The sequence below is a fragment of the Bradyrhizobium sp. CB2312 genome, assembly GCF_029714425.1.
Classification (GTDB): domain Bacteria; phylum Pseudomonadota; class Alphaproteobacteria; order Rhizobiales; family Xanthobacteraceae; genus Bradyrhizobium.
The window spans coordinates 9,654,153-9,671,138 of record NZ_CP121668.1 but is presented as its reverse complement, the minus strand read 5'-3'; the positions used below and the strand labels follow the sequence as shown (position 1 = coordinate 9,671,138).

Annotated in this window: 16 protein-coding genes; 9 read left to right on the top strand and 7 right to left on the bottom strand. The window is 65.1% G+C overall.

What is annotated here, in order from left to right; all coding sequences use genetic code 11:
* Positions 1-129: 129 nt before the first annotated feature.
* Together rpmF and QA642_RS45965 are read left to right on the top strand one after the other, a co-directional pair.
* Positions 130-312, top strand: coding sequence for a 50S ribosomal protein L32 (gene rpmF, locus QA642_RS45970; protein ID WP_007598106.1), 183 nt, complete (start codon positions 130-132; stop codon positions 310-312).
* A gap of 144 nt (positions 313-456) precedes the next feature.
* The gene (locus tag QA642_RS45965; RefSeq protein WP_283082732.1) at positions 457-1,101 is read left to right on the top strand and encodes a hypothetical protein; all 645 of its coding nucleotides are present in this window, start codon (positions 457-459) and stop codon (positions 1,099-1,101) included.
* 157 nt (positions 1,102-1,258) lie between these two features.
* On the opposite strand, the gene QA642_RS45960 is transcribed toward QA642_RS45965, so the two are convergent.
* The gene (locus QA642_RS45960) at positions 1,259-1,519 is read right to left on the bottom strand and encodes a hypothetical protein (RefSeq protein WP_283082731.1); all 261 of its coding nucleotides are present in this window, start codon (positions 1,517-1,519) and stop codon (positions 1,259-1,261) included.
* A gap of 222 nt (positions 1,520-1,741) precedes the next feature.
* On the opposite strand from QA642_RS45960, the gene QA642_RS45955 reads away from it, so the two are divergent.
* Positions 1,742-3,436, top strand: coding sequence for a bifunctional diguanylate cyclase/phosphodiesterase (locus QA642_RS45955; protein WP_283082730.1), 1,695 nt, complete (start codon positions 1,742-1,744; stop codon positions 3,434-3,436).
* Positions 3,437-3,616: 180 nt separating this feature from the next.
* On the opposite strand, the gene QA642_RS45950 is transcribed toward QA642_RS45955, so the two are convergent.
* Positions 3,617-3,985: an antibiotic biosynthesis monooxygenase family protein gene (locus QA642_RS45950; RefSeq protein WP_027563254.1), complete on the bottom strand. Its 369-nt coding sequence runs from the start codon at positions 3,983-3,985 to the stop codon at positions 3,617-3,619.
* A 97-nt stretch (positions 3,986-4,082) separates the two neighbouring features.
* Here QA642_RS45950 and QA642_RS45945 point away from each other — a divergent pair, with 97 nt between their 5' ends.
* Entirely contained in the window at positions 4,083-4,547 is a 465-nt protein-coding gene (locus tag QA642_RS45945; RefSeq protein WP_283082729.1) for a MarR family winged helix-turn-helix transcriptional regulator, read from the top strand.
* Positions 4,548-4,557: 10 nt separating this feature from the next.
* On the opposite strand, the gene QA642_RS45940 is transcribed toward QA642_RS45945, so the two are convergent.
* The 4 genes from QA642_RS45940 to QA642_RS45925 form a co-directional block, all read right to left on the bottom strand.
* A complete protein-coding gene (locus tag QA642_RS45940; RefSeq protein WP_283082728.1) occupies positions 4,558-7,425 on the bottom strand; it encodes a PAS-domain containing protein in 2,868 nt (955 codons plus the stop codon).
* 246 nt (positions 7,426-7,671) lie between these two features.
* Complete coding sequence (locus tag QA642_RS45935; RefSeq protein WP_283082727.1) at positions 7,672-8,547, bottom strand: acyl-CoA acyltransferase; 876 nt, start codon at positions 8,545-8,547, stop codon at positions 7,672-7,674.
* Between the two features lie 41 nt (positions 8,548-8,588).
* Positions 8,589-9,569, bottom strand: coding sequence for an amino acid--[acyl-carrier-protein] ligase (locus QA642_RS45930; RefSeq protein ID WP_283082726.1), 981 nt, complete (start codon positions 9,567-9,569; stop codon positions 8,589-8,591).
* A gap of 40 nt (positions 9,570-9,609) precedes the next feature.
* On the bottom strand, positions 9,610-10,827 hold the full coding sequence (locus QA642_RS45925) for an acyl-CoA dehydrogenase family protein (protein ID WP_283082725.1): 1,218 nt from the start codon (positions 10,825-10,827) through the stop codon (positions 9,610-9,612).
* Between the two features lie 357 nt (positions 10,828-11,184).
* On the opposite strand from QA642_RS45925, the gene QA642_RS45920 reads away from it, so the two are divergent.
* The 3 genes from QA642_RS45920 (at position 11,185) to mtnA (ending at position 13,763) form a co-directional block, all read left to right on the top strand.
* Positions 11,185-11,457, top strand: a complete 273-nt coding sequence (locus QA642_RS45920) for a phosphopantetheine-binding protein (RefSeq protein WP_283082724.1) — start codon at positions 11,185-11,187, stop codon at positions 11,455-11,457.
* A 293-nt stretch (positions 11,458-11,750) separates the two neighbouring features.
* Positions 11,751-12,626 (top strand): S-methyl-5'-thioadenosine phosphorylase, encoded by an 876-nt coding sequence (locus tag QA642_RS45915; RefSeq protein ID WP_283082723.1) that lies wholly within the window; start codon positions 11,751-11,753, stop codon positions 12,624-12,626.
* A gap of 30 nt (positions 12,627-12,656) precedes the next feature.
* Entirely contained in the window at positions 12,657-13,763 is a 1,107-nt protein-coding gene (gene mtnA / locus QA642_RS45910) for an S-methyl-5-thioribose-1-phosphate isomerase (protein ID WP_283082722.1), read from the top strand.
* A 93-nt stretch (positions 13,764-13,856) separates the two neighbouring features.
* On the opposite strand, the gene QA642_RS45905 is transcribed toward mtnA, so the two are convergent.
* Entirely contained in the window at positions 13,857-14,492 is a 636-nt protein-coding gene (locus QA642_RS45905; protein WP_283082721.1) for an HAD-IA family hydrolase, read from the bottom strand.
* 106 nt (positions 14,493-14,598) lie between these two features.
* On the opposite strand from QA642_RS45905, the gene QA642_RS45900 reads away from it, so the two are divergent.
* Positions 14,599-15,354 carry a trypsin-like serine protease gene (locus tag QA642_RS45900; RefSeq protein ID WP_283082720.1) on the top strand — a complete coding sequence of 252 codons (756 nt, stop codon included), beginning with the start codon at positions 14,599-14,601 and terminating at the stop codon, positions 15,352-15,354.
* 124 nt (positions 15,355-15,478) lie between these two features.
* Positions 15,479-16,981 (top strand): NAD(P)/FAD-dependent oxidoreductase, encoded by a 1,503-nt coding sequence (locus tag QA642_RS45895; protein ID WP_283082719.1) that lies wholly within the window; start codon positions 15,479-15,481, stop codon positions 16,979-16,981.
* The last annotated feature ends 5 nt before the right edge of the window (positions 16,982-16,986 follow it).

Below are 16,986 nucleotides of genomic sequence, written 5' to 3'. Positions count from 1 at the left end.
TAGCTTTACGGCCAGCCTTCCTCTATAAGCGCGGCCTTGATCGGCATTCAGCTCGCCTCGTATTGCGGGTGCTGAGCCGTCCCCTCGCGGACGATGCCCTGATGACACCAATCCCTAGAGGATATTGAAATGGCCGTTCCGAGAAGAAAAACCTCGCCGTCGCGCCGTGGCATGCGCCGCTCGGCAGACGCCATCAAGAAGCCGACCTATGTGGAAGACAAGGACTCCGGCGAGCTCCGTCGTCCGCACCATCTCGACCTCAAGACCGGCATGTACAAGGGCCGTCAGGTCCTGAAGAAGAAAGAGTCCTGAGTTTTCGGACTTTTCTCGGGGCAGGACGATTTGACCTGCCTGATTTCGGCCAACGCATGAGATATGACAGTGACGGCGGCGGAGCCAATGCTTCGCCGCCGCATTGTCCTGTCTGGATATCTTGATCGAGAAGGCATTTCGCCGATGGTCGGTTTCCCGCTGCTCCTGATTCCGTTCGCGGTCTACAACATCATCGCCTTCCTGATGCCCACCGTGTCGTTCACGGACGTGCTGTTCAAGGTGCCGATGATCACGGGCGAGACCTGGCCGGTCACGCTCGCCGATCTGCTGCTTGCGCTCGGCGTCGTGCTGCTGCTGCTCGAGGTGGTCAAAGGCGCGCGGCCCGGCTCCAAATTCCTGATGGATCATCTGCTGTCGCTGATCATCTTCGGCGCGGCCGCCGCCGAATTCGTGATGTGGCCCAAATTCGGCAACTCCACCTTTTTCCTGCTGGTGCTGCTCGCGATGGCCGATTTCCTCGGCGGCATCGCCCAGCGCACGCGTCGCCGCGTCGCCTATGTCGCCGAGACGGTGCCGGCGCCGCGCAGGGCCAAGCGCCAGGCCGAAGCGCCGGCAGATGAACCCCCATCCGAGCCCAGGTTCGAGCCGGCGCCCGCGCCGCAAGCCGCGCCTGTCGTGCCGCCCGCGCCCACGGCGCAGTCGGTCGCCGAATCCGTGCTGATGGATCATCCCGCGCCGAAGCCGGTGAACCCGTCCTCGCCGGAAATTCCCTCGCCACATCTGCAGCCGGGCAGCGGCACGCCGTCGTCTCCCGACGCGCCGCGCTGATCGAGCGCCGAGGCCACCGCCACGTCATGGCCGGGCTCGTCCCGGCCATCCACGTCTTAGCCACGTTGAAGGCAGATCGTGGATGCCCGGGACAAGCCCGGGCATGACGATCTCTCTATGCCGCGAGTGCGAGGCAACGAGCGTCTAGAAGATTCAATTAAGCTACCTGCCGCGTGCGCGCGGTGACGCTTGGAAGCGGGCGCTTGCTGCCATAGGCCATCCGCGCGTCTTCAGAGGAGCCGCGGCGCAGCCGTGTGGTCTGGGGCAGGTGCTCGGCATTGGCGATGAGCTGGGTGACGAAGCTTGGATCGGGGCGCGGCAGCGGCGCCTTGTGGACCCACGCAAGCGTGGGCACGACCGGCACCAGGGCCGTGCCCGTGCCGGCTTCCACCACGTCTGATCGATCAGTACCCAACATCGCAATCACCGTTGATCCGGCGAAGGTGTCGCGTTTCGGGACGCTGGCGCCGGGTGCGTGTCAGTACTCGCAAGGCCTATGCCGGACGGCCCGGTTTGGTTCCGCCGCACGCAGAAACGTGGTTTCCAAATTGTTTATCAACTTTGCCTAGGGTCGGGGGCGAATCTGGCTCTATCCTGTGCCGGCTCCGGACTCCCCTGCTGTCCCGAAACGAGGCGATTTTTGACCCCCGCATTGCCGCAAGCCTCCGACATCCTGGCCACGCTCGGCCAGGCCCTGTTCGCCTGGGACATCGCCAGCGATGTCATCGTCTGGGGGGAGCAGGTCAGCGCCGTCTTCCCCGATATCCCGGCCGAACGACTCGCGACCGGCGCCGAGTTCGCCAAGCTGATCGAGCCTTCGCAGTCGCTGCGGACCGCCGCGCTGGCGCAGACCTCCGCCGTGCACGGCGCCGACGGCACGCCCTACCGGGTCGAGTATGGCGTGCGCATGAGCGCCGCCGATCCCGTGGTCTGGATCGAGGAGACCGGCCGCTGGTTCGCCGGCCCCGATGGCCGCCCCACGCGCGCGATCGGCTCTGTCCGCATCAACAATGAGCGGCATGCTCGCGACGAGGAACTGACCAAGCTCGCCCGGCTCGATCCGCTGACCGGCGAGCTGAACCGCTCCCACCTGATCGCCGCGCTGGCCGAGGCGATCGAGGAGACGACCCGCTTCCGCTCGACCGCAGCCTTCATGCTGGTCGGCATCGACCATCTCGCCCGCGTCAACGACGCCTTCGGCTTCGACGTTGCGGATGCGGTGATCCTCGACGTCGCCAAGCGCATCCGTGCGCGGCTGCGCGGCGGTGACGTGCTCGGGCGCTTCTCCGGCAACAAGTTCGGCCTGATCCTGAAGAACTGCACCGTCGACGACATGAACGTCGCCGCCGAACGCTTCCTCGCCGGCATCCGCGACGAGGTGGTGCCGACCAAATCCGGGCCGGTCTCGGTCACGGCCTCGATCGGCGCGGTCAGCCTGCCGCGCTATGCCCGCAGCACCGACGAGGCGGTCAACCGCGCCCATGAGACGCTGGACGCGGCCAAGCGCCGCCGCGCCGGCTCGTTCGCGGCCTGGCGTCCGGACGCCGCGCGCGACGCGCAGCGTCGCGTCAACATCCGCGTCACGGACGAGATCGTCACCGCGCTGAACGAGCGCCGTATCAAGCTCGCCTACGAGCCGGTGGTCGCGGCCGCCTCGCGCGAGCGCGCGTTCCACGAATGTCTGGTGCGGATGGATCAGGGCGACGGCCAGGTGCTGCTCGCGCCTGACATCGTGCCGGTGGCGGAGCGGCTCGGCCTGATCCGCCTCGTCGATCACCGCGTGCTCGAGCTCGTGGTCGCCGAGCTCGCAGCCGCTCCCGGCATCTGCCTCAGCCTCAACATCTCGCCGGATACGACCATGGATCCGGACTGGTGGGCCGGAATCGAATCGCTGATGCAGGCCCATCCCGGCGTTGCCGAGCGGCTGATCGTCGAGATCACCGAGACGGTTGCGATCCAGGACATCGACGACGTCCGCGCCTTCGTCGGCCGGCTCAAGCATTTCGGCAGCCGCATCGCCATCGACGATTTCGGCGCCGGCTACACCTCGTTCCGAAACCTGCGCAAGCTCGGCGTCGACATCGTCAAGATCGACGGCGCCTTCGTGCAGAACATCACCCATTCTGCCGACGATCGCGCTTTCGTGCAGACCCTGATCGACCTCGCCCGCCGCCTCGACATCAAGACCGTGGCCGAATGGGTGCAGGACGAGGAAGCCGCCAACATGCTGCGCGACTGGGGCTGCGACTACATCCAGGGCCGCCTGATCGGGCTGGCATCGGCCGAGCGCCCGTGGGGTGCGCCGCCGGACAGCGCGCTGCCCGCGGCGAGTTGAGGTGCCGTAGTTGAAATGCCGTAGGGTGGGCAAAGCGAAGCGTGCCCACGACTTCAGTTGCATTCATGGAGAGATGGTGGGCACGGCGCAAGTGCGCCTTTGCCCACCCTACGATTGCGCCATTGGGGCCGGCTCTCGCCTCCGCCATCGCGAGCGTAGCGAAGCAATGATGATGCGTAGCTACGCCACGCAAATTCCTGCCACCGCCACCTTCTGAAACAGATGCGGGCTTGCCACGGCCGACGCCGGATAGTCCGCGATCTTGGCGCGGAATTCGGGGTGGGTGAACGCCGCGCGGAAATGCGCGTTGGATTCCCACACCGCGTAATTGAGATAGGTCGGATTGTCGCCGACGGCGCGGTGAAGCTGGGTCGAGATGAAACCCGGCTGCCGCTTCATGAAAGCGGCATCGTCTTGCCAGCTCGTCAGGAAGCTCTGTTCATCCGCGGCATCCAGCGTGAACAAATTGACCAGCACCACGGGGCCTGCATCGAGCGCGATCTGGCGGTCGATCGGGAAGGCGGGGTCGAGAGGGCGCATCTGGGGCATGGCACTACTCCATCCAGTTTGGTATCATCATGTCAATTCGACAATACACGACATAGATATTTGACATGATGATGTCAATACGGAATAATCGAGACAAATGAGCAAGACCAAGCGCACCCCGGCGGGCGATGCCCTGACCGGCCTCATCCTCGACCTGTTCCGGGCCAACGGCCTGCTTCTCACCGCAGGTGACCGGCTGGTCGCCTCGCTCGGCCTCACCAGCGCCCGCTGGCAGATCCTCGGGGCGATCGTCGATGCCGAGCGCCCCGAGCCGGTCGCCTGGCTGGCGCGCAATCTCGGCGCCAATCGCCAGAACGTGCAGCGGATCGTCAACGATCTGGAGCGGAATGGTCTCGTCGTGTTCGAGACCAACCCGCATCATCGCCGGGCGCAGCTCGTGGTGCTCACCGACAAGGGCAGGCAGGTCTACGACGCCGCCGGCCGCTTGCAGGTCCCGTGGGTCAACGGCCTGGCGGATGGCTTGTCGGTGAAGGAGATCGAGATCGCCCACCGCCTGATCGGCGCCCTGCGCGATCGGCTCGAGGATCCTCGCGAAGACTGATTGCTGCGGCTTACGCCACGCGCCGAACCGCGTTCAGCGTCTCGATGGTACGTCCGACCTCGGCCGCCGGGCACGGCTTGCCGAAATAATATCCCTGCACCGCGGTGCAGCCGCATTCGCGGACGAAGTCGAGCTGCTCGATGGTCTCCACGCCTTCCGCCGTGGTCTCGACGCCGAGCACGGAGCCGAGGCTGGCAATGGTGCGGACGATGGCGACGCTCTCGGGGCTTTCGCCGAGCGTGCCGACGAAGGAGCGGTCGATCTTGATGCGGTCGAACGGAAACTTGCGCAGGTAGCTCAGCGAGGAATAGCCGACGCCGAAATCGTCGAGGCTGACGCGGACGCCCAGCGCACGGAGCTGGTGCAAAATCTCGATCGTCGCCTCGCTGTCGTCGAGGAGGGCGGTCTCGGTGACCTCGAGCTCGAGACGCTGCGGCGGCAGGCCGGCTTCCGCCAGCGCGCTCGTGACCATCGCGACCAGCCCGCGCGAGCGGAACTGCACCGGCGACAGGTTCACCGCGACGGTGACATCAGGCCATGAGGCGGCCGTGGCGCAGGCCGTGCGCAGCACCCATTCGCCGATCGGCACGATCAGCCCATTCTCTTCCGCGATCGGAATGAACTCGGCCGGCGAGACGAAACCGCGCGAGGGATGTTTCCAGCGCAGCAGCGCTTCGAAACCGGTGAGCTCGGTGGTGTCGAGCCGCACCTGCGGCTGGAACACCAGATGGAATTGGCTGCCTTCCAGCGCGCCGCGCAGGTCGTGCTCCAGCGCGTGGCGGCTGCGCGCCTCTTCCTCCATCTCGGGCTCGAACAGCTGATAGGCGCCGCGGCCCTTGGCCTTGGCCTGGTACAGCGCGAGATCGGCGCATTTCATCAGCTCGTCGGCATCGAGGCCGTGATCGGGCGCGATCGCGATGCCGACGGAGACGCCGACATGGATCGACTGGCTTTCCAGCGCCGGCGGGTGACCGATGATCTCGACCAGGCGGCGAGCGAGCTTCTCGGCCGATTCCGGCTGCGGCCCGCGCTGAAGCACGGCGAATTCGTCGCCGCCGAGGCGCGCGACGGTGTCGTTCTCGCCGACATTCTCCTTTAGCCGCGCCGCGACCCAGCGCAGCAGCCGGTCGCCGGCAGCGTGGCCAAGGCGGTCGTTGACGGTCTTGAAATTGTCGAGGTCGAAGCAGAGCACCGCCATCGCGCCGCCGGCGATCGCCACCTGGTTCAGCCCCTCGCCCATCTTCTCGCGGAACAGCGTGCGGTTGGGCAGATCAGTCAGGGAATCGTGCCGCGCCATGTGCGCCACGCGCGCCTGCGCCTTGTGACGCTCCGTGACGTCCTCATAGGTGACGACCCAGCCGCCATGCTCCATCCGCTTGTGGTTGAGCTTGATGATGCGGCCGTCGCTCAAATGACGGTGCAGAGTGTGCTCGCCTTCCCGCAGCCGCTCGACATAGTCGGCATAGAGCTTGGCCGCGGTCGTGTTCGGATGGATGCCGAGATCGCAGCTGTGCTCCATGATCTCGCGCATCGAGACGCCGGGCTTCACCACGTCGGGGGAGAGGCCGTACATCTCGATGTAGCGGCGGTTGCACACGATGACGCGCAGGCTTGCATCGAGCATGCACAGGCCCTGGCTCATGTTGTTCAGCGCCGCGTCGAAGCGGCGGTATTGCTCGCTCAGCTCCTCGACCGCGCGCTCGCGCTCGGTGATGTCCTCGTAGGTGGCGACGAAGCCGCCCTCGGCCAGCGCGCAATAGCGCACCGAGATCACGGTGTCGTTCGACATGCTCCGGCGCATCGGCGAGGAGTCGCGATTGGCGATCCGGGCGCGGGCGGTTTCGAGGATCTGCTGCGGGCTGTATTCCGAGGAGAACGCGCCGTTCACCATCGATCGCTCGATCAGCTCGCCCAGATGCGTGCCGGGCCTGGTCTCCTCCGGCGACAGCCGGTAGATGGTGCGGTAGGTGGTGTTGCAGACGCGCAGGCGCATGTCGCTGTCGTAGAAGGCGAGCCCGTGCGCCATGTTCTCCAGCGCCGCATCGAGGATGAAGTTCTGCTGCCGCAGTGCCTCCTCGTATTGCAGCCGATCGGTGACGTCTTCGTGCACCGTCACCCAGCCGCCGTCGGGCAGGAAGCGCGAGACGGCCTGCACCATCCGCCCGTCATAGCGCTTCACCAGCAGGGTTTTCGCCTTCCTGCTGCGCACGTCCTCCAGCCGGGTGTCGTGGAATTCGTCGGCCGACATGCCCGGCAAATTGCCGCGCGACAACCAATGGTCGATGGCCGTGCTGTGCGTGATGCCCGGTTTCACGACTTCGGGGTCGAGATCGTAGAGGTTCAGGAAGCGTTCGTTGCAGACCACGACGCGGCTGTCGGCGTCGTACATGATGAGGCCGTGCGACATGTTGGCGAGCGCGTGCTGGCTGCGCTCCGTCTGCACGCGCAATTCCGCTTCGAGTCGGGCGAGGCGGCTGACGTCGTCGCAGATCGTCATCCAGCCGCCGCCGGGGAGCGGCTTGAGCTCTAGCGACATGACGAGGCCGGTCGCAAGCCGCTGCTCGGTCCGGAACGGCTTGCCCGCTGCGATCTGCGCGATCCGCGCCGAATACAGCGTGTCGAGCTCGTCCTCGGGAAAGTTGCCGCGCCTTGCGCTGTGCGCAAGCACCTCGCGGTAGCTCGTGCCGACCCGCACGATTTCGGCCGACATGTCGAACAGGCCGAGGTAGCGTTGATTGACCAGCACGATCCGGTTGTCGGCATCGTAGACGCAGACGCCCTGCTCCATGTGGTCGAGCGCAAGCTGGCTCAGCCCGACCAGGGCCTCCGGGCCCTGCTCGCGGCGTGCACCAAGCTCATTGTCGCGGGTCGACGTCATGGGGTCGGCGAGGTCTCGGCGGGCAATAGACTTAACGCAACGTAATTCGGGCGCCGAGGGTAGCGAAGAGGCGGGAAAATTCCCTTAAGCGCAGTAGTTTACGGAGGGTGACTGGGAATGAGGAAAGGCGTGTGTCGGCACGCGAATGCGGAAGTGCCTGCGAGCCAGAGTTAGCCGAGAGCGCGCAACAAATCCCATCGTCGTCTCTGCGTTCGCACGGACGACAGCGGATGTTTGGCTCGATTCCTACGGCCCGTACAGCACGAGCTCCGTATCCGTGAGGTCGCCGAGTTGCGGGCGATGCGGGCCCTTGAAATATTTGCGGCCGCGCCGCTCGGTATAAAGGCCGGCGAGGCCGGGAATCGGGCCGTTGGAATCGACCGCGACCGAGATCTTGCCGAGCCGCAGCAAGAGCCGGCCGATGCGGCCGGCGCAGGCGGCGTATTCGGCGGCGCTGCGGCAATAGATCAGCTTCATCGCGGGCGGCGCGATGAAGCCGCGGCGGATGCGCACCGGTTGCAGGATGAACGGGAACGTTCCCTTTGGTGTTCGGACGACCAGGCTGAGGCAATTGTAGCGCGCATGCCGCGTCAACAGCTCGGTCTCCTCGGCGGAAAGTCCCTCGATGGTCTTGGCGTGCTGCGGGATGACCTCGATCTTGCTCCAGCGCGGGGCGCGCGACAGCGCCGGCACGGAGAAGAAGATGCCGCGGCAATAGGCGCGAAAGCCCTGGGTCTCGATGATCGGCCAGGTCCACGGCGCCGGTGAGATGTTGAGATAGGTGACGTCCTTGTGCCGCTGCGCGATCTTGGTCAGCAGCGGCGCATAGTTGCGGTAGGCCGGATCGACATACCAGCTCGACAAATTGCACTGGATGGCGGTCTCCTCGCCGACCTTCCGCGCCGTGTAGATCAGCAGCAGCACGCCGACCGGCGTGCCGTCATTGTCGAGCATGTAGCCGAAGCGCGGATAGCCCTCCGGCACGGGCCGGAAGGCCTGACGGCGCAGGCCCTGGATCCAGTAATTGTACGAGCGGCCGACGAAGCCGCGCGTCAACAGGTCCGCGACCGCCTCGACGTCGGCTTCGGTGATCTCGCGGCATCGGACCTTGGTGTGGATCACGCTCGTCTTGCCCGTGGAAATGGGAGGCCTCGTGAGTTTAGTTAGCGCCAGCCTTCGCCATGGGCTTCAGTCGCGACGTGCGGCTGCATGCCCATGAGATCCCGCACCTTGGCGGGCCAGGCGGAAAGGTCGGTGCCGTGGGTGTGGAACATGGCGACGGCGAGGCGATCCATGCCGAAGGCGACGCAGCCGGTGTGCGCGGGCTCGCCATTGGCGTCCTGGATGCCCCAGGTCGTGCCGAAATGTTCGCGGTGATAGTTGAAGCTCATGCAGGCGGTCGGCTGCTCTTCCGAGCGCAGCGGGATCAAGAGCTCGAACTTGAGCTGCTGCTGCTTCTGGCTCACCGCCTTCATCTGGCCGACGCGGCCGAAGAACGGATCGCTGGCATAGTCGACGCGGAAGGTCAGGCCGAGGTCGGTCGCGATCTTCTGCGCGCGCACCATCCAGCGCTCGCGGAAATCGGCGACGTCATCGGGCGTGCCGATGCAGACATATTCGCGCATCCGGAACGATTGCAGCCGGTCGAGATGCTTTGACGGCTCGCGGCGGAAGCAGTCGGCGGCGACGTCGAAGCGCAGGCCGCCTTTAGGCAACTGGCCGCGGCTCGCCGCGATCGGATAGACCGGATAGCAGGCGGCGGGCGAGAGCACGAGGTCGGCGGGCGAGAGCGAGGTGGTCCAGTCGCCGCCGGCATCGAAGCGGCTCACCGCGGCATTGATCTCGCGTTCGGTGCCGTGCAGGCCGCAGACGCAGCCGAGCAGGTTCGGAAAGCTCTTGAGATAGCCTGATTTCTCCAGCTGGGCCCGGCTCATCACCGGCGGGAAGCGCAGCGCTTCGGTGCCGGCCTCGCGATGCCGGGTGATCAGCGCGGCGAGCTTCTCGACGACGCCCTCATAGAGCGCGGTGCGGGCATAGACGCCGTCCGAGCCCATACGGTGGAACAGCTTGTCGGCGAGATGATCGAGCGGATCGGCGATCTCGGGCGCGGTCTCGGGCGAGTTGGGGAGGACGGCAATGTTCATGGAATGGTGTCCTGCTATCAGAAAAATTGTTCTTGTTGTTTCAGTCGTGAAGGCTTGCCGGCACGCCGCTCATCAACGTCGAGGTCGCGGCGTTGGCCAGAATGCGGTCGTTGTTGATCATGATCGGCGACGACAGCACGTCGCGCAGGTGACGGCCCATGGTGAACTCGCCGTCGTTGCGGTAGCCGGAAAGGCCGGCGGTGCGCATCGCGTGCATCACGGTCTCGACCGCGAGCTCGGAGGCCTGCACCTTGAGCAGCGTGATCGAGGACTGGAAGTCGAGCGAGCCGAGCGCGCGCTCGTCGTGCTCGGCGCGGGCAAAGGCCTCGATATTTGCCGCGATCAGCGCGCGCAGTTTTGCGAGCGACATCTTTGCGGCGGTGAAATGGGCGGCGGCCGGCGGCATCTGACCGCCGGACGAGCGGGCCGCCTTGCGAATGAAGGCCTGCGCGCGCGTGACGGCGGCGGCGGCAATGCCGGCCCAGGCCGACGACCAGCACAGATGCGCGAACGGCGTCATGGTCTGGGCATGGATCTTGTCATAGGCCTCGGGGAAGACGCGGTCGGCGGGACAGTCGACCTTCAGCTCGAATCCGGTCGAGCAGGTGCCGCGCATGCCGAGCGTTTCCCAGCCCTGGGTCTGCTTCAGCGAATAGTCGTCCTTGGCGAGCGCCAGCAGCACCTGGTCGGAAGCGGCGGCATTGGTGGCGCGGCGGGCGATGGTGACGAGGCCGTCGGCCTCGGCGCCGTAGGAGATCACGGTGGCGTCGCGCACCAGCGAGATGGTGTCGCCGGCGTGATCGACCGCGGCCGCGCTGGCGCGGATGTTGCCGCCGTTCTGGCCTTCGGTGGTGGAGGAGGCGAGCAGCCACTGGTCGCGCGCGACCCGCCGCATCATGGTTTCCATCCAGGGAATACCGTGGCCATGCCTGGTCACGCAGGCGACCTTTGTCGTGTGCATCGCGTAGATCATCGCGGTCGAAGCGCAGGCGCGCCCGAGCGTGTAGCAGATGTCGGTGACGTCGTGGATCGAGGCACCGAAGCCGCCGAACTCGACCGGGATCATGACGCCGAGCAGTTTCTGCTCGCGCGCGACGTCGAAAGCCTTATGGGGAAAACGGGCGTCGCGGTCGACGCCGTCTGCGTCGGCGGCCGCCGCAGCGGCGGTCCGGGCGGCGCGCTCGATCAGGGAAGGACCCTGCTCGAGAAAACTCATTTGTGTTTCGTCGACAGTGAGGACCGCTTCACGCACGTTCATACTCGTCCGCCTCCGGTTTGTCGTTCAGGATCGCCGGCATCATTCGCGATGCCGCTTGGCGCGATCCTCCGATCATCTTTGCTTGTGGGAGAGGCTAGGGATTTAATTCAAATTCGTCGATGAAATAGAGGGTAAACGAAGCCCAATTCCGAATGGACAGTTAAAGTCGGGTTGTTTGCGTCGCCGGAAATTCGAAGGTCGCGTTAGGGTTCTGGAAGAAGGGCGAATTCCAGACAATCTGAGTCATCGTTTACTAAGAAACGCGAAGTAAGGGTGACGCCCATTGCGAGATCGGCTGGCCGTGCCCATCGTAGCCGGCGACCGGTCCGACCTTTGATGACAGATGGGAATTTACCGATGCAGGCCTTCGATACCGATTTGCGCAATCGCATCATCAAGCTGGTGAAGGGCATCCTCGAGCAGAATTCGCTGAGCGCTGATGTCACGCCACAGGCGAAGCTCGTCGACGTCGGCCTGACCTCGATGGACATGGTCAATCTGATGCTCGGCGTCGAAGCCGAGTTCGACTTCACCATTCCGCAAGCCGAGATCACGCCGGAGAATTTCCAGTCCGTCGATACGCTGGAGCGCATGGTTGCGACCCAGCTGAAGCTGGCGACCGCGGCTTAACTAGGCTGCAACCCCCCCCGGCGTCGTCCCTGCGAACGCAGGGACCCATAACCCCAGGGAGACGTTTGGCGAAGACTGGTCGTTCAGGACTGCGACCGACCACCTCGATAGATGCCGCAGTATGGGTCCCTGCGCCGTGCGCAATTGCGCACTAGGCAGGGACGACGCTGAGTGTGAGGCCGGCACCACCGCTTCTCACAGCGCCGCCATCCCCCGACTATCCCCGTTCCAAAACCGCCGCAAAACTGGCATAGCTTAACCATGTCGCACGTAGCGAACAGGGTGGAGCAGGCATGGCGCAAGCGGTATTGGGCATCATCGGCGGCTCCGGCATCTACGATCTGCCGGGCCTCGAAGGCGCACACGAAGAGGTGATCAAGAGCCCCTGGGGCGAGCCGTCGGCGCCGCTCCGGCGTGGCTCCATCGCCGGCCTGCCCATCGTGTTCCTGCCGCGGCACGATAAGGGCCACCGGCTGTCGCCCTCCGACATCAACTATCGCGCCAATATCGACGTGCTGAAGCGCGCCGGGGTCTCCGACCTGATCTCGCTCTCGGCCTGCGGCTCGTTCAAAGAGGAACTGCCGCCGGGCACGTTCGTTCTCGTCGATCAGTTCGTCGACCGCACCCACAAGCGCGAGAGCTCTTTCTTCGGCCGGGGCTGCGTCGCCCATGTGTCGATGGCGCATCCGGTCTCGCCGCGCTTGCGCATCCATCTTGCGGCGGCGGCCGAAGCCGAGGGCATCGCGATCGCGCGCGGCGGCACCTATGTCTGCATGGAGGGCCCGCAATTCTCCACCTATGCGGAGAGCATGACCTACAAGACGCTGGGCTATTCCGTGATCGGGATGACCAACATGCCCGAAGCAAAACTCGCCCGCGAGGCCGAGATCTGCTACGCCACCGTCGCGATGGTGACCGATTTCGACTGTTGGCATCCCGATCACGACGCCGTCACCGTGCAGGACATCATCCGCGTGCTGAGCTCGAACGCCGACAAGGCCAAGGCGCTGGTGGCGCGGCTGGCAAAGGATTTTCCGCGCGAGCACGAGCCGTGCCCGATCGGCTCGGACCGCGCGCTCGACACCGCGCTGATCACCGCGCCCGAGGCGCGCGATCCCGAGCTGCTGAAGAAGCTCGACGCTGTGGCCGGGCGCATCCTGCGCGGCTGAGACGCAAGAAGAACGAAAAGGCAGAACGCCATGAAGGTCGACGGCAAGCATTTCCGCAGCATCTGGCGCGAGCGCGACGGCTGGTCGGTCGGCGCGATCGACCAGCGCCGGCTGCCGCACGAGTTCGTCATTGCGAAGCTGACGTCGTGCGAGGACGCGGCCGTCGCCATCGGCGACATGCTGGTGCGCGGCGCGCCGCTGATCGGTGCCACCGCGGCCTATGGCATGGCGCTTGCGATGCGCGAGGACGCCTCCGATGCCGGCCTGAAGCGCGCCTACGACACACTCGTCGTGGCGCGGCCGACCGCGATCAATCTGAAATGGGCGCTCGACGAGATGCGCGCGACGCTCGAACCGATCGATCCGGTTGAGCGGGCGGAAGCCGCCTATGCGCGCGCCGACGAGATCGTCGAGCAGGATGTCGAGATCAACCGCGGCATCGCCGGCAACGGCCTGAAGCTGATCGAGGCGATCGCGGCGAAGAAGCCGGGCGAAACGGTCAACGTGCTCACTCATTGCAATGCCGGCTGGCTCGCGACCGTCGATTGGGGCACGGCGACGGCGCCGATCTATCTCGCGCATGAGCGTGGCATCAAGGTCCATGTCTGGGTCGACGAGACGCGCCCGCGTAATCAGGGCGCCTCGCTGACAGCGTGGGAGCTCGGCCATCACGGCGTGCCGCACACCGTGATCCCCGACAACACCGGCGGACATCTGATGCAGCACGGCATGGTCGATCTCGCCATCGTCGGCACCGACCGCGTCGCCGCCAATGGCGATGTCTGCAACAAGATCGGCACTTATCTGAAGGCGCTTGCCGCGCATGACAACGGCGTGCCGTTCTACGTCGCACTGCCGTCGCCAACCATCGATTTCGCCGTCGATGACGGCATCCGCGACATCCCGATCGAGCAGCGCAGCGGCACCGAGGTCACCGACATGACCGGCCGCACCGCGGATGGAAGACTGGAGACGGTCCGCATCGTGCCAGAGGGCTCACCGGTGGCGAACTATGCCTTCGACGTGACGCCCGCGCGGCTGGTGACGGGCCTGATCACCGAGCGCGGCGTGTTGAAGCCGGATCGAGCCGCGCTGGCAGCTGCGTTTCCGGAGCGGATCGCTGCTGCCGCGGAGTAGGTGCTGTAGGGTGGGCAAAGGCGCGAAGCGCCGTGCCCACCATCTGCTAGTGGTGGGCACGCTGCGCTTTGCCCACCCTACGGCATTTGTGAACTAGGCCAGCTTTAACCCTGTCGCCGCCTCGAGCTCCCGGATCGCCTGCGCGCCATTGGCGACCTTGATCGTGGTCATGCCCATCTCGCGCGCCGGTTTCAGATTGACGCCGAGGTCGTCGAGATAGACGCAGGTCTTCGGATCAACCTTCAGCGTCTCCACCATCAGCTGGTAGATGCGCGGGTCGGGCTTGCGCAGGCCGATCTTGGCGGATTCGATCACATGGTCGAACAGCACCATCACCTCGGCAATGTAGAGCGAGCGTCCGGTCATGCTGCCGATCGCGTTGGCCGGCAGATTGTTGGTGATGCAGCCGGTCTTGAATTGCGCCTTGATACGCTTGAGCGCCTCGACCATCTCGGGGCGCAGATCGCCCTGGAGCAGCGGCAGCACGTCGCGGCCGCGCACTTCCGCGCCGAGTGCGCGTGACTCCTCCGCGAACAAGGCATCGAAGGTGTCGATATCGACCTCGGCCCGCTCGAACCTGGCCCAGGCGTTTTCGAGGTGATTGGCAGCGTTGGTGCGGCGGATGATGTCGGCAGGCAATCCGCGCTCGGTCTCGAACCGCGTGAACGCCTCGAACGGCGAGCTGGTCAAAACGCCGCCAAAATCAAAGATCACTGCCTCGATCGCCACTGTCCTGCCCTCGTCAATTCCTTTCCAAGAGCGCTAGCATGCGCTATCGGCAAGGACCAGTCCGAAGCAATCCGCGCCGCATCGGCTCCGCTCCAATACGTGTTCCATGAAGAAGCTTGCAGCCCTCATCATTGCCGCTCTGCTCGCCACCCCCGCTCACGCCATCGTCGGCGGCGGCACGCCGCAGGCCGACGGCGTTGCGCGCGCGGTCATTACCATAGTGGGCTCGCGCGGCAATTTCTGCACCGGCAGCCTGATCGCGCCGAAAATCGTGCTGACGGTGGCGCACTGCGTGCAGCCGGGCGCGGACTACAAGATCGTTGATCGCGGCACCGACGGTGCACCGCAATTGCTGAACGTGCGCACCGTCGCGATCCATCCGAGCTTCAACATGCAGGCGATGCAGGCGCACCGCGCCACTGCCGACGTGGCGCTGTTGCAACTCGATATTCCACTCAAGGGAAAATCGACGGTCGTGGTCGGTGCGCCGAATATTCCAATCCAGGTCGGCGGCCGCTTCGTCATCGCCGGCATCGGTGTCACGGTGCGCGGTGACGGCAAGAGCGGCGGCACCACACGCGTTGCCGGTCTCGTCGCGACAGGTCAGCCCGGCACGCTTCAGATTCGCCTGGTCGATCCCGTAACCAACGGTGTTCGCGACGGAATCGGCGCCTGCACCGGCGATTCCGGCGGGCCCGTGTTCGAGGACAAGCCGAGCGGTCCCGTGCTTGTCGGTCTCATCAGCTGGTCCACAGGACCGAATGGCGCCGCCGGCTGCGGCGGCTTGACCGGCGTCACGCCGCTCACGCTCTATCGCGACTGGATCTTGCAGACCGCGCGGAGCTGGGGCGCGGCGTTGTAGTTTGATCGCGAATTGATCTATGTCATTTTAATGCGGAAGCGCGGTGGGCGACCATGCCCGTCGCGGAGGAAACGCGTCGTCCATCAAGGGCGGCCACAAAAACAAGCAAGGCATAGAAGCAACAATGAATGTCGCTGTTCGCAGTCACGCCACGGCCAAGCAGGCCTCTCAACATTTCGACGTGCTGATCGTCGGCGCCGGCATCTCCGGCATCGGCAGCGCTTACCATCTCACCAAGCAGCTTCCGGGCACGAGCTACGTCATCCTGGAAACGCAGGCGACGTTCGGCGGCACCTGGAGCACGCATCGCTATCCCGGCATTCGCTCCGACAGCGACCTCCACACCTTCGGCTACAGCTTCAAGCCTTGGGTCGGCCCGCCGATCGCGACCGCCGAAGAAATCCTCACCTACATGAAAGAGGTGATCGACGACAACGATATCGCCCGGCATATCCGCTACAAGCACAAGATCAACTCGGCGAGCTGGTCGAGCGAGCAGAATCTCTGGACCATCGAGGCGGTCACCACCGACACCGGGGAGTCAAAGACCTTCACCGCGAATTTCCTCTGGATGTGCCAGGGTTATTATCGCCATTCCGAAGGCTACACACCGGAATGGAAGGGCATGGATCGTTTCAAGGGCCGCATCGTCCATCCGCAGACCTGGCCTGACGATATCGATCTCGCGGGCAAGCGGGTGGTCGTGATCGGCTCGGGCGCGACCGCGGCGACGCTGGTGCCGAACATCGCCGACACATGCGCGCATGTCACCATGCTGCAGCGTTCGCCGACCTATTTCCGGCTCGGCCGCAACGCCATCGAGATCGCCGAGGAGCTGCGACGGCTTCAGGTCGACGCGGCCTGGATTCACGAGATCGTCCGCCGCAAGATATTGTTCGAGCAGGATGCGTTCACGAAGCTCTGCATCTCCAAGCCCGAGCAGGTGAAGAAGGAGCTGATCGGCCAGATCAGCGCGGTGCTCGGCGCGGACTACGACGTCGAGACGCATTTCACGCCGAACTATCGGCCATGGCGGCAGCGCATCGCCTTCGTGCCGGATGCCGACCTGTTCAAGGGCATCGCCAGCGGCAAGGCCTCCGTCGTCACCGACGAGATCGAGTGCTTCGTCGAGAACGGGATCCAGCTGAAATCGGGCAAGCTGCTGGAAGCGGACGTCATCGTTACTGCGACCGGCTTCAACCTTTCGGCGCTCGGCGACATCGCCTTCGAGATCGATGGCAAGCCGCTCGCCTTCGGCGACACCGTCACCTATCGCGGCATGATGTTCACGGGCGTGCCGAACATGGCCTGGGTGTTCGGCTATTTCCGCGCCAGCTGGACGCTGCGCGTCGACCTCGTCGCTGATTTCGTCTGCCGGCTGCTCGGCCACATGAAGGCGAAGGGTACGAAGAAGGTCGAGGTGAGCTTGCGCCCCGAGGACCACAACATGCCGATCCTGCCTTGGATCGATCCGGAAAACTTCAACCCCGGATACATCATGCGCAACATGAACCTGCTGCCGAAGCGCGGCGACAAGCCGGAATGGCAGCACAGCCAGGATTACTGGACCGAGAAGGACGAGATCCCGAAGACCGATCTGGACGACAAGGCGTTCGTGTATGGGTGAGGTGC